Consider the following 12,503-nt stretch of genomic DNA (forward strand, 5'->3'; position numbering starts at 1 on the left):
CCATTGGCAGTCGGATGGCGTTGGTGGCGGACTCCACTCTCCTGGCGTACTCGGCGCAGGCGCACGGCGTGGTGACCTTTCTGGCGGCGCTCGGCCTCGAGGGGCTGACGCCGCGCCTCATCAGGGCAGATGAACTTGCGGTCGAAGTGTATTGGGAGAGGCCGGACCGGAGCAAGCAACTGATCCGTTCCTGGCGCGATACCACGCTGGCGCCGACACCGCTCGACTATCATCGCGATCATCTGGGCATCATTCCCGACGAGTTCGGGGCCACGATCTGGATCGGGCAGGGCGACGAGGTCGCCGGTGTGATCCATCCGCTCTCGCCGGCGGGGCTCGGGTTCTATGAGTATCGTCTGCGGGACTCGATCCGCATCACCCTGCCTGCCGAGCAGATCACCGTAATGGCGCTCGAAGTGCGGCCTCGGGTGCCGTCCGCTCCTGCGGCGGTCGGGACCTTCTACATCGATCGGGACCGCGGATCGGCGGTGCGAACCGAGCTGTCCTTTACCGCCGCAGCCTACCGCGACCGTGCCATCGAGGACATCACGATCCGGTTCGAGCGGACCCTGGTGGATGGCCGCTATTGGCTGCCCCTCCGGCAGGATATCGAGATCCGGCGCGGGTCGGCCGTGATGGACTTTCCGTTTCGCGGCATCATTCGGGGGCAGTGGGACATCGATGCGCACCGCCTCAACGGGGCCGCCATGCCAGTCGCGGCTATCCCGGGCACGGTGGGTGGGCTGCTCCGTCCGGGCGGCCCCCCGTTGCCGGGTTCCTTGCTTGCTGCGCTCGATTCGGGCCTGGTCCGACGTGCCGAGACGGGCTTCGACGCCTTGCGGGCGCAGGCCGCTCGGATGGTTCGTGCCCGCGCGCTCGTCGGTTTGCCGCGTGGCCGGCTGGCGGCGTCACGGGTGAGCGACCTGATTCGGGTCAATCGGGTCGAGGGCCTTCGCCTGGGAGCGGGCGCGAGTGTTCGTGCTGGCCCGGTCGACCGGCTCAGCCTTGCGGCGGGGTTTGGAACTGCGGACCGGCGGTTCACGGGGCGGGTCGATGCGGCCCGGACGACGGGCGGGGTCCGGTGGACCGTCTTTGCCCAGCGTGCAGTGGCGGACATCGGCGATGTGGCTGCGGCCAGCGGGGTGATCAATTCGATTGCTGCGCAAGAGGGCGGTCGCGATCTCGGTGACTATGTGCTGCTCGAACGGGTCGGGGCCGGCGCCCGGGTCTCTCCGGGGAGCGGGACCACGATCGGGTTCGAGCTGGCGCGCGAGCGGGCCGAGTCGGTCGAGACCGAGGCGGAACCGGCGCGGAACAGCTACCGTCCCAATCCGGCGCTTGGGGGCGGGGCCGACTGGGTTGGGCGCGTCGAGCTCGAGAGCGCAGCGGACCGCCCGTCCGGGCGCCGCGGGCGAGTGACCCTGCGGGCCGAGGCCGGGGCGGGCGGAGTGATGTATGGGCGGGTGGTTGGCATCGCGAGCGGTGCCCTGCCATGGGCTGGCGGTGAACTCGGGGGCCGGATCATGGCGGGCGCCGGAACTGCGGAGCTGCCGCATCACCGAGCTTTTGTGTTCGGCGGGTCCGGGTCGTTGCCGGGCGAACCGTTTCGTGCCTATGGGGGAAGACTGGCGAGTTGGGGTGCCGCCGAGTGGTTGTATCCTGTTCCGGGGCCCTCGGTGCGTCTCGGTGCTTTGGGGCGGACCGGATCTCGGCTCTGGGTCGGCCCGGTCCTCGGGGCCGGCATTGCTGGTGCGGAGATGGCCGGGATGCCCTGGCGGGCCTCGTCCGGGATTCGGCCCGTGGCCGGGGTCGCGATCGAGGCCTTCGATCGAATCGTGCGTCTCGAAGTGGGGTGGGGCCTTCGGGGGGCTGGAGGCCTGACCCTGTCGGTCGATGCGACTCGGGCCTGGTGGCCAATTCTGTAGCGGTGCTCTTCCGCCTATTTTGGGACAGTTCCCAACGCATTACGACAGGTCCTGCCGATGCAATTTGCGGATGAATGGCTCGTTCCCGCCCTGACGTCGCTCGTGCCCGAGTCGACGCTGGACGATCTCCGCCGACAAGCCTCGGGGCCGACTCCATCGGTGTGGCAGATGATAATCGACCGGCGCATCCTGACGGACGATCAGGTGCTCCGGGCGGTTTCGGAACGATTCCGGATGCCGGTTGCCGATCTGGGGCAAGTAGACCGACGGGTCATCGAGCAGGTTCCTGAGCAGGTTGTCCGCAAGTACGGCGTCTTCCCGATCCGCGCGACCAACAGCTGGGTCGAAATTGCCACGGCCAATCCGTTCGACATCGACGCCGAGAAGATGCTGGCGTTTGCGACCGGGCTCGAGGTGCGTCTGCTGCTGGCGTCGCCGGCCAAGATTCGGGACAAGATCGAAGAGGTGTACCGCCCGGATGATCTGGTCGAGAAGCTGCTCGACGGAATCGCCGACAACGCGGACGTGCAGCAGCTGGCGGACGAGCCGGATGACCTGACAGCCACTGCCGACGAAGCGCGGGCTCGCCCGATCATCAAGCTGGTCGACACGCTGCTTGCCGACGGCATTACCAGCCGGGCCAGCGACGTGCACGTCGAGCCGACCGAAGGTGGCGTGATCGTTCGCTACCGGATCGACGGCGTGCTGCGGGAAGTCATGAAGATTCCGCGCTCGGCGGGCATCCCGCTCATTTCCCGGATCAAGATCATGTCCGGGATGGACATTGCCGATCGGCTCCGGCCCCAGGACGGCCGCTGCCGGGTCGCGGTCAACGGTCAGCCGGTCGACCTCCGTGTGTCGACTCTGCCGGCGTCACTGGGCGAGAAGGTCGTAATCCGAATTCTCAACGCCAAGGCTACCGTCCTTGATCTCGAGTCCTTGGGATACGATCAGGAGGAGCAGGACGTCATCCTCGGCCTGCTTCAGAACAAGGAAGGGATCCTGCTGGTGACCGGGCCGACCGGGTCCGGCAAGACCACCACCCTCTATGCGGCGCTGCGCACGGTCCAGAATACCGGCGTCAATATCGTGACGGTCGAGGATCCGGTCGAGTATCGGCTGGGCCAGAATATCGTGCAGGTGCAGATCAACGAGCGCGCCGGTCTGACATTTCCATCGGCGCTGCGTTCGATCCTCCGGCAGGACCCGGACGTCGTGCTGATCGGAGAGATCCGCGATCGGGAAACCGCGCAGATTGCGGTGCAGGCGTCGCTGACGGGCCATCTGGTACTGTCGACGCTGCACACCAATGATGCGCCGAATACGATTACCCGGCTGCTCGACATTGGGATGGAGGCGTACAAGATCGGGTCGGCGCTCCGGGGTATCGTGGCGCAGCGGTTGATGCGTAAGTTGTGTCCTGCCTGCCGCGCACCCGACAGCGATCCCATACCGAGCAAGATCCGAACGTATATCGCGGCCGATGCGCCCCGCTTCAAGGCGGTCGGGTGTTCGGAGTGCTCGCAGACCGGTTACCGCGGGCGCTTTGCGATCGTCGAAGTACTGGTGATGACGGAGACGCTCGAGCGGCTGATTGCCTCAGGCGCAACGGCCGATCAGATCGCAAGCGCCGCGCGCGCTGATGGCATGCGATCGTTGTTCGAGAGCGCCCTGCGCCATGTGCTGCTGGGCACGACCTCGGTCGAAGAAGTGCTGCGGGTCACGGACCCCCCGCGTGAGCCGCTGCCCGACCCTGCCCCGGCCCGTTCCACTCCACGGGCACTGACTGCGCTTTCGGCCATGCCTGAGCCGGCCCCATCCCGCGAGCGAAGCACGCCGGCGCCGCGAGACCGGCTGACGCCGTCACCCTCGGATCGTCGCGGGACCCCGGATCCGCTCGACGGCTTCGAGCTCGTCGATGACGTCGATCTGCCGCCCGCCAAGTTCGAGGTGACCCGTCGCGGTGCGGTGGTGCTGCTCGTCGACGACGAAGACCAGCTCCGGCGCGTCATGCGCGACTTGCTCGAACGCCAGGGGTACACCGTTCTCGAAGCGCGAGACGGAGCGGAAGCGCTGGCCGAGATCGATCGGACCAATCCGGACCTGATGCTGCTCGACCTGAATCTCCCGGGGGTCGACGGGTACACCGTGCTGTCGCAGGTGCGCTCCCGCGAAGCAACTCGCAACCTGCCCATCGTGGTCCTGACTGCCAAGGGCGACGAAGACAACGAAGTGCGAGTGCTCGAGCTGGGCGCCGATGATTTCCTGACGAAGCCTTTCCGGGCCCGCGCCCTTGCGGCGCGGTTGCAGACGGCGCTGGCGCGGTCGCGCGGTCATTGACCGGCACCGCGGTCAGGTTCGTCGATGTGTATCCGATCCGGATCGGCAGCTCCGGACTGGAAGCACTGATTCTCCGTCGGGCCGCGGGAGTTCGCTGTGCAGGTGCGTGGGAAGCAGTGCATGGGAGGATCGAGGCAGCTGAGACGCCGGTTGCTGCGGCATTGCGCGAGCTGCAGGAAGAAACCGGGCTGGTACCCCAGCGCTACTACAACCTGAGTCGAGTCGAGTCGTTCTACCTCCACCTGACCGATGAAGTCGCCCTGATTCCGAGTTTTGCCGCTGTCATCGATTCAGTCGAAGCGCCCGTTCTGTCCCACGAACACGATCGCTGGAGCTGGTTGCCGCTCGAGCAGGCTATCGGGCAGGTGGCCTGGCCCAGGGAGCGACGTGCCTTGGCGGATATCGGAGTGCTGCTGCGGGACGGAACGGCCGGACCCCTCGAAGACGTGCTGCGCCTGCCTCTCGACTCCGCTCCCGACTCCCGGTAGCGGTCAGTCTCAGTACTCTGAGGTGTAGGTCAGGAACTTCGCCCGCTGATTGCGTTCGATAATTGCTCCGAAGAGTCGGCGTTCGATCGGGGCGCCGTCGCGGGTGCCGAGCAGCACGCAGTCGCGCCAGATCCGATTCTCGCCCTCGATCAGCGGTTCCTCCGGGCACCGATAGCCGCGGATGCCAAGCGGCCGACCGCCGTCTCGGGTCAGGACGCGGCGGAGACCGCGCTCGCTGTTGTTGACCATCATGAACCACACCAGGCTGGGGTCCTGCTGGTAGGGGCGGTTCATGTAGATGCTGCTGGGGAAGTAGAGGTAGGCAAATTCGGCCCGTGAGATCAGCAGCCGATTGAGTGCGGGAATGTCGTTCTGTTCGAGGGCGTCGAGGAACCCGGCAACCAGGGCGTCGCGGCTGGAGGCTCCGTCCAGGTCAACCGGCGCCGGTTCCGGGATGGTCTCCCGGAACCGGCTCACGGCGATCTCGATCGGGACGGCGCTGTCGATGACCGTGGCAGGCTGTGGCTCGGCTTCAGTCGTGACGGCTCTCACCATCAGTACAGCTGCGGTGATGACCGCCACCACTCCGAGTCCGATCCACTGCCTGCGCATGGTCACGATACAATCCTCTGCCGCTTACTGCTCTGCGTAGTTGGTCCAGCCCTGCCACCACTTGGCGCCGTTGGGATCGGCCGCGCCACGGTAGCTGGTGCCGGTGATGAAGGTGCCGGCCTTGGTTGCCAGCTGGCCGGTGAACGTCGTCAGGCCGCCGGTGCGTGCTGCTGAGGTGGCGCTGGGCGTCCAGTCGAAGGCTGCCGCATTGGCTGGCGCGCCGGTCGGGAACGCGGTGAACAGTGAGGCGGTCGTGGCCCCGACAGCTTCGATGGCGTTGGCGGCGACATCGACCGTGCCCTGAACCGTCGTGCCCGAGGGTGCCTGGAAGGTCACGCCATTCTGGGCGAGGAGCAGGTTCTTGAGCGTCAGGTCACCTGCGGCGATCCGGTCGAGGGTGGGCTGATCTCGCAAGCTGATCGCGGCGCGAGCGTAGCGGGCCACGATGCCGTTGACGTAGTGGCCGCCCGTGCCTCGGCGCAGCATCATGCCAACGTTGCCGCTGCCTTGAGTCATGACTCCGTCGGGCGGACCAACGATCGTGAAGTTGGCGACCACCGGAATCGTGTACGGCAGCGAGGTCTGACCCGCGTTGCAGTTGGCGCCGGCGCACCCGTCGTTCTCGATGCCCTGCGGGTCACTGGCGATGTTGCCGGCCTGCGGGCGCGGAATGACCTGAACGTTCTGGTACGCAATCACGAACTGCAGGCGCCCAACGTACCCTTCCGACATGTCGAAGTGATCGTCGCCCGAGTTGTACGACACCAGGTACTTGCCGTCGACGGCGCCGCCGAACCACTCGAACGAATCGTCCAAACCGTGCATGGCCTGGAGGTACTCGAGCGTGGTGCCGCTGCCCACTGCGGCAAACGTAAAGGTGTTGAGCTCCGCGTCCGGCGCGGTTGCATAGCCGGCGAACTCGACGCGGACGTATCGAAGGGTTCCGCTGTTGTCGGCATTGTTGGTGCCGCCAGCGTAGTTGACGGCCGGATTGTTGGCGCCGGTTCCGGTGCCCTCGAGAATGACGGGGTCGCCCCGGTTGATGATGCCGTTGCCGATCAGGATCAGACCGCCCCAGTCGCCGGCGCGGCGCTGCCCGACCGGACGCGAGGAGGTGAAGACGATCGGCGCATTGGCGGTTCCGTTCGCGACGATCCGTGCGCCGCGCAGCACGAAGAGCGACGACCCGACGACGTCGTAGTCACCTTCGATCACGGTGCCGGCCTCGATGGTCAGGGTGGCGCCGTTCTGCACGTGGATGAACCCGGAGAGCCGATAGCGGTTGCTGGCGCTCCACGTCGTATTGGTCGTGATGTCCTGGTTGATGACGACCAGCGGCTTGTCGGGCATCGTCAGCGATACTTCGCTGCTCGCATCCGAGCGGCGCGTACCCGACACGGTAATCACGCGGTACCGATAGACGTTGAGGGGAGTCAGGCCGGTGTCGTCGAACGGCGGGGCCGTCGGCGTGCCGACCTGGGTAAAGGTGCCGCCAGACGCACCCGGAGCGCGCTCCACGACATAGCCGGTAGCTCCGGAAACGGCGGAGAATGAAACCCGGGCAGCCACGGATGACACGGCAGTGACGGTGACGCCAGTCGGGGGATTGATGGTTGGATTGTCTGGCGGACCGGTCGGCTCGTCGCTGCAAGCCGAGGTGATCAGGGCCGCGGCGGTGAGCGCCAGCAGGCGCGATCGGAACTCATTCGACATGTCGTGACATCCTCATCTTTGAATCGGATTGGGTGGAACGAACTGGGGTAAGAAATACCCCGAGTTCGTCCCTGCCTCGCGTCGATTGAGTCACGTCTGGGTCACAGCGTCGGCTGCCACGACAGGCCGAAGCTGACCACGCGTCCGGAGCGGTAGTACTCACGCACGACGGTGCCCTGCTCGATCTGGTAGGGCGAGTCCAGAATGTTCTTGAAGTCCATCTTGCCCTTGATGCCCGCAATGACCGGGAATCGCAGCGACAGGTCGAGCGCGTGACGGGCCTGCTCGTACACGTCGGGCAACGGCGCCTCGGCGGCGTTGACGATTCGGCGACCGACGATGTTGTAGAGCGCCGTGGCCGAGAAGCGGCCCGAGCCCGAGGTGTAGGTGAGTCCGCTGTTGAAGACGTACGGCGCCTGGCCGACCATGGCGCGCTCGTCATTGAGACGGCTGGCCAGACCCTCACCACCAATCCGGATCCGGCTGTGGATCACCGTGGCATTGGCGTGCGCCGAGAAATTGACGAGAGACGGTGAGACGAACCGGAGATTCTTTCGACCCTCGAGCTCGATCCCATAATTCTCAGCCGACTCGGCGTTCAGGAAACTGACCACCCGAGTGCCCGACGTCGCGAGGTAGACGCGCTCGATGGGGTCGGTGAACTGCTTGGCGAACAGCCCGACGCTGATGACCTCCATGGGGTTGGGATACCATTCCCAACGGGCGTCCAGATTCTTGATCAGCGAGCGCTTCAGCTCGGCGTTGCCGAGCAGGTTCTCGCCACCGATCACCTCGCGATACTGCACGGGGGACAGCTCACGGTACTCGGGGCGGGCCAGGGTCTGAGTCGCTGCGAAGCGAAGGGTCTGAGTCTCCGACAGGCGGACGTTGACCCCGAGTGAGGGGAGCACATCAGTGTACTCTGGCGCGGTGATGACCGTGCTGCCGACGGTCGGCTCGGTGGTCACGCGCACCGTCGATCGCTCGACCCGTGCACCGGCGAGAATTTCGATCCGCGGGGTCAGGAAGTACTGGCCCATGACGTAGCCGGCGACGAGGCGGTCGCTGGCAGCGTAGCTGCCGCCTGCTGAAAGCGGCGTGACACGGAAGTAGGCCTGATCCCCGCTCGAGAAGCGACCGTCGAAGATCTCTTCCGGCTTGAGGGTCCGGGCGCTCGACGGCAGCGACGACGCGATGCTGTACGACGCGTTGTTCGCATTGCGGGTGGTCGACCGATAGAGGCCGCCGATTCGGATCTGGTGCGGACGATCGCGGGAGCCGAGCTGCAGCCCGTAGTTGCCGGCCGCCTCGGAGCTGGACTCATCGAGCGCTGCAAAGGTCCGAACCGCGCCCTCGTTCGACGCGCTGAACCAGGCTGGGGTCTGCCGCTGGCCTGAGGCGTCGGTTCCGACGAAGTAGACCATCTCGGAGCGATCGGGCTCGTCCCGAGTCACCCGTGAGCGCGAGGCAGACCAGTCGAGCGAATGGCGGGCTCCGATCCGGTGCTCGCCCTGGAGCTGCATCGACAACACGGAGCGCTCGATATATCGGAGCCGGGTGACCTCCAGTTCGCTGCCGTGATTCTCGCTGAGTCCGGCTTCGAATCGGGCGTCGTTGTCGGCGGTCCGGTTGTATGAGGTGTTGAGCGAGAGTCGGGTCGACGCGCCGATCGAGGTGCTCAGCGAGGCAAGCGTGCCGAGCCCCACGGATGCGCGGCCGGTCGACCCTTCGAAGCGGTCAATCTCGGCGACCTCACCGGGGGTTGCGAGCGGCAGAGCGAAAGCACGCCGCTGATCTTGTTGGACTTCCTGGCTGTAGGAGTAGGTGGCTGAGAGCAGGTAGCCGATCGACTGACCGAAGATCGGATCGCTGCCGCCCAGCGACAATGCCAGTGACGAGCTCGGCAGGCCTGAACGACTTGGCGCGCTCCAGGCGTTCCGGAACGACTCGACCATGCGGTTGACGTCGGTCTGTGACGGGGGCGGATCGAAGACGCCGGCATCCCGAACGAGCCCAGGCAGGCCGCGCTTGTTGGCTCCGAACGCGAGCCACTCGAGCCCGGCATTCGGAGCGCGCAGCATGGCCGTTCCGGTTGCGCGAGTGTTGTAACCGGTCGAGGTCGACACGGTGAACTGCCGGGTGGCCGGGAACTCGCGGGTCCGGATGTTGACCTGAGCACCGCTGAAATCGCCTGGCAGGTCCGGAGTAAAAGTCTTTGCCGTTGTGATGGCCTGGATCAACCCGGACGGGAAGAGGTCGAGCGGCACCACCTTGCGCTCGGGTTCAGGACTCGGGATCCGGGCACCGTTGAGCGATGTCGTGGTGTATCGCTCGCCCAGGCCGCGCACGAAGACATATTTGCCTTCCTGGACCGTGACACCGCTGACCCGCTGTACCGCGGCTGCCGCGTCACCATCGGGGCTCCGGCTGATTTCTTCCGCTGTGACGGCGTTGACCACGCCCACGGAGTTGCGCTGTTCGTTGAGAGCGTCGGCTACGGTGCCGCGTTCGGCTGCGGCGGTGACGTTGAGCTCCTCGAGCTGGACCGTCTCCGCATTGAGGGAGACATCCTGCGTGGCAACGCCATTGACCGGGACCCGAACGCCGGTGACCAGTTTGGGACCGAACCCGATCATCCGCACTCGGATGCCGACTTCGCCGGCTGGCACTGTCAGGAAGGTGTAACGCCCGTCCAAAGACGTCGAGGTGCGGTGCGGTGTCGAGGTGCCAACCAGCTCGACGATGGCACCGGCAATCGGCGCTCCCTGCGCAGCATCGACAACCCGCCCGGTGACTCGACCGGTCGGCTCCTGTGCAACTACCGTGTTCGGCAGGCTCGACAGCAGGGCCAGATTGGCCAGCGCCAGCAACCATCTCGTGAAACGCGTCATCATCTCGACCGGTCGTTGAAGAATTCGGTCGAGGGCCGTCCGACATGGACCCCTCGACGCGATCAAACCTGCCGGTCGTGCGTCTCTGATCTGGGACGAAGTTGCAACGATTGTGTCACGGCCGCCCCGTCCGGCGACGATTTGGCGACGAACGGGTCACGAGCCCGGGCGGATCGGGGTCTGGCGAGGCACCGCGAACGGTGCCGGAGGGAGGGGCTACTCGCCCCGGCGAGCCACTCGTTCGGTGACGTAGGTTTCGCGTGGAGCGTTGGGCTTGACCCGAACCGATTTCGCCGGAATACCGACGTTGACGTGGTACGATTTGACGTCTTTCGTCGCGAGGGCCATGGCACCCACCATACCGTTGCTCGCAACCCGGGTTCCGGCCAGCACGGTCGCGTGGTAGGTAATCCGGACATCGTCTTCGAGCGTGGTGACCGCGTTGGTCACATCCCGCTGGTCGACGATGCTGTGGGTATGGCTGTAGATGTTGGCGTAGTCCGAGATGCTGACCCGATTGCCCAGGACCAGTCCGCCTCGATCGTCGAGCAGGACATGGCGATGGACCACCACGTCGTCACCCACCTCCATATTGTAGCCGAACGAAAACTCGGTGTGCTGGAAGCATTTGAAGTTGGCGCCGCAGCGCCTGAAGATCCTGGCCGCCAGGAGGCGCCGGAGTTCGACGCCGAGCTGGACGTTCTGCCCGCCGAGAGGGGTGCGATCGAACGAATACCAGAGCCAGAGCAGCGGTTTGACCCTGGCAAACGCGGCTGCGTCGCAGTCGGCGTAGTACTCGGGTTCGAGGGTGATGTTGGCCGGATCCAGGGCATCGACGGCCAGCCGACCACCCGGCAGGCTCGCGGCCCGCTCCAGGGCCTCATCGTAGGTTCCCTGACCCGGGTACCAGAGGGGAAAGAGCGTTTCCCGGCAGACTCGGCCCCAGTCCTGTTCAGGACCCGAAAGGCGCCCGTCCAGGTCGGCCAGCCAATGGTCGATGTGCTGCCGCGCAGCACCGGGCAGCGCGAGTTTCCGGAGAGGCAGGAGGGGCATCAGAGACCTCGATATCGGGGACCGGTCGGCAATCTAGGTGCGCCCGACGCCCCTCCCAACCCCGCTAGCCCCCGAAGGCGAGCTTCGCACCGGCAATGGCCAGCACGACCGCCAGCGTGAGCCGGATGACTTTGACCGGGAAGCGCCGACTGCCGAAATAGCCGCCAAGTCCGCCGGCAAGGATGACGACCAGCGCCAGGGTCAGGACGAAGCCTGACTCTGGCAGGTTGCCGCCGCCGACCCGGAACCCCGCCAGCCCGGCGATGGAGTTGAGCAGAATGAAGGGGGCCGATACTGCAGCGGTTTCCTTGGTACGGGCCCAGGCCAGGTGCAACATCAGCGGCGTGAGGAAGATCCCCCCACCGGTCCCGGTCAGCCCCGACAGCAGGCCGAGCGCGGCACCGACCGTGAGGGCGACCCAGAGCCGCGGAAATCGAGTTGCAGGCGGATCCTCGGACTTCATCACGAACCGGGCGGCGGAGAAGAGCAGTACCACGCCAATCAGGAGTTTGAAGATCTCGGTTGGGACGTGGATGAAACCACCCAGAAAGGAGGCGGGAAGCGCAGCAACCGCAAAGGGCAGGAACCGGTGCCAGGCAAAGTACCCGGCCCGGACGAACTGAAAGGTCGTCAGCCCGGCCACCAGAATATTGAGGATCAGCGCAGTTGGTCGGACCACCTCCGACGCCATCCCCGCCAGCGTCAACACCGCGATGTACCCCGAGGCACCGGCATGTCCTACCGATGCGTACAGGAACGCAATGACGCCAAGGGCGAGGTAGAGGATGATCGAGTCGTCCATCACTGGACTCCGTCGGCGGATGAGAACGTCTGGAGGGTCGAGTGGCCCTTCAACGGGCTCCGCGGCCCAGATTCGGATCCCGGGTGGCCTCGTCGAGGTGCCGGGCAAGCTCGGCAATGCCGAATCCTTTGGCGCTGCTGGTCAGCAGCAGGTCGTCGGAGTCGAGGCCGAGGTCGTCGGCGCGGGCCCTGGTCGCAGCGTGCCGCTGGGCCTGGGACAGCTTGTCACCCTTGGTGAGCACGATGACCGTCTCGCGACCCGCATCAGCGAGCAGGTCGGCCATGGCCAGGTCGTCCTCGGAGGGCGGGTGCCGGATGTCGAGCAGCCAGACCACGGCGCCGTGCCCGCTTCTGGTTGCGATGACATCCTTGACCAGTTTGCGGAGCCGGCCCCGCTCGGTCCTCGCAAGCTTGGCATAGCCGTAGCCGGGCAGATCGATCAGATAGAAACCGGGAAAGCGGAATGCGTTCAGGAATTGGGTTTTGCCCGGAGTGCCACTCGTCTTGGCAATCCGGCGTCCGGCCAGGGCATTGATGAGACTCGACTTCCCCACGTTAGACCGACCGAGAAAGATCAGCTCGGGCAGCGGAGGTACCAGCGGATGGCGGGGGTCGGGGAAGCTGCCGATGAACTCAACCGGCAGATCCGAAAATACGGTGGTTACGGCCACGGAGGGGTT

Annotated in this window: 9 protein-coding genes; 3 read left to right on the forward strand and 6 right to left on the reverse strand. The window is 65.9% G+C overall.

What is annotated here, in order from left to right:
* The first annotated feature begins 23 nt into the window (after positions 1–23).
* The 3 genes from KF785_15605 to KF785_15615 are packed head-to-tail and all read left to right on the forward strand — an operon-like array spanning position 24 to position 4,753.
* A complete protein-coding gene (locus tag KF785_15605) occupies positions 24–1,925 on the forward strand; it encodes a hypothetical protein (GenBank protein ID MBX3148189.1) in 1,902 nt (633 codons plus the stop codon).
* A gap of 57 nt (positions 1,926–1,982) precedes the next feature.
* Complete coding sequence (gene tadA, locus KF785_15610; protein ID MBX3148190.1) at positions 1,983–4,265, forward strand: Flp pilus assembly complex ATPase component TadA; 2,283 nt, start codon at positions 1,983–1,985, stop codon at positions 4,263–4,265.
* Positions 4,262–4,753, forward strand: a complete 492-nt coding sequence (locus KF785_15615; GenBank protein MBX3148191.1) for an NUDIX domain-containing protein — start codon at positions 4,262–4,264, stop codon at positions 4,751–4,753. Before tadA ends, KF785_15615 begins: the two co-directional genes overlap by 4 nt.
* 9 nt (positions 4,754–4,762) lie before the next feature.
* On the opposite strand, the gene KF785_15620 is transcribed toward KF785_15615, so the two are convergent.
* The 6 genes from KF785_15620 to yihA all read right to left on the reverse strand — a co-directional run bounded on the left by KF785_15620 (position 4,763) and on the right by yihA (position 12,494).
* A complete protein-coding gene (locus tag KF785_15620; GenBank protein MBX3148192.1) occupies positions 4,763–5,371 on the reverse strand; it encodes a hypothetical protein in 609 nt (202 codons plus the stop codon).
* 18 nt (positions 5,372–5,389) lie between these two features.
* Positions 5,390–7,078, reverse strand: coding sequence for a fibronectin type III domain-containing protein (locus KF785_15625; GenBank protein ID MBX3148193.1), 1,689 nt, complete (start codon positions 7,076–7,078; stop codon positions 5,390–5,392).
* A 101-nt stretch (positions 7,079–7,179) separates the two neighbouring features.
* Positions 7,180–9,972, reverse strand: a complete 2,793-nt coding sequence (locus KF785_15630) for a TonB-dependent receptor (protein MBX3148194.1) — start codon at positions 9,970–9,972, stop codon at positions 7,180–7,182.
* A 213-nt stretch (positions 9,973–10,185) separates the two neighbouring features.
* Positions 10,186–11,022, reverse strand: a complete 837-nt coding sequence (locus KF785_15635; GenBank protein ID MBX3148195.1) for an acyltransferase — start codon at positions 11,020–11,022, stop codon at positions 10,186–10,188.
* A gap of 64 nt (positions 11,023–11,086) precedes the next feature.
* Positions 11,087–11,824, reverse strand: coding sequence for a sulfite exporter TauE/SafE family protein (locus tag KF785_15640; GenBank protein MBX3148196.1), 738 nt, complete (start codon positions 11,822–11,824; stop codon positions 11,087–11,089).
* Between the two features lie 49 nt (positions 11,825–11,873).
* The gene (yihA, locus tag KF785_15645; protein ID MBX3148197.1) at positions 11,874–12,494 is read right to left on the reverse strand and encodes a ribosome biogenesis GTP-binding protein YihA/YsxC; all 621 of its coding nucleotides are present in this window, start codon (positions 12,492–12,494) and stop codon (positions 11,874–11,876) included.
* Positions 12,495–12,503 lie beyond the last annotated feature (9 nt).

Source organism: Gemmatimonadales bacterium (assembly GCA_019637315.1).
Lineage (GTDB): Bacteria > Gemmatimonadota > Gemmatimonadetes > Gemmatimonadales > GWC2-71-9 > SHZU01.